We start from the raw sequence: 626 nt of genomic DNA, 5'->3' as shown, positions 1-626 counted from the left end.
TACCGAAACTCCTACTCTGCCTAACAAAGCGTTCGCGAACTGCTTCCTCATTTTCATAGCCAGTTCGATTTCTGCAAGATCATTCACTTTCCCGCAGTATATGTATTCCATCAGCGGGTTATTGAAATCCTGTCTTGCTTGTTTAGCCAGCTTCTCAATTGGTCTGGTCAACATGTAGATGGATAATGCCGAAAGTAACGCTGCAGCGCTGAAAGCCACCATTGGTGATTGATTCATCTCTAGAAGTAACAAGCCCAAAAAGTTCGAAATAAAAAGGAAAAAGGCAGCTCTCATCCAAAGACGTGTACGAGGTAGGTAAAGTTGAAGCGGTTTTTTATCATTTCGCAGTTTCGCGTAAGCTTTCTCTGCGCGTTTGACATAAATACGTTCTGGTTTAAAACGGACAGATTGGTATTCAACAATTTCACCGTTGTATTTGATTGGCGATGCAAACGCATCCACCCAGTAATATCCTCCATTTTTTCGTCTGTTTTTCACCATTCCCATCCAATGTTTCCCAGCTTTGAGATGAGACCAGAGGTCTTTAAACGCCTGTTTAGGCATATCTGGATGGCGAACAACGTTATGTGGTTTTCCTATCAACTCTCCTTCTTCAAAGCCAGCAA

Annotated in this window: 1 protein-coding gene; it reads right to left on the bottom strand. The window is 42.5% G+C overall.

Going from position 1 to position 626, the window contains the following annotated elements:
• Positions 1-626, bottom strand: a 626-nt coding sequence (locus R7Q48_RS28495; protein WP_318133689.1) for a PAS domain-containing protein, incomplete at both ends; no start/stop codon positions are given.

The organism is Vibrio sp. 378 (genome assembly GCF_033339435.1).
The sequence above is the reverse complement of the archived record's forward strand: the minus strand, read 5'-3'. Positions and strand labels throughout refer to the sequence as shown.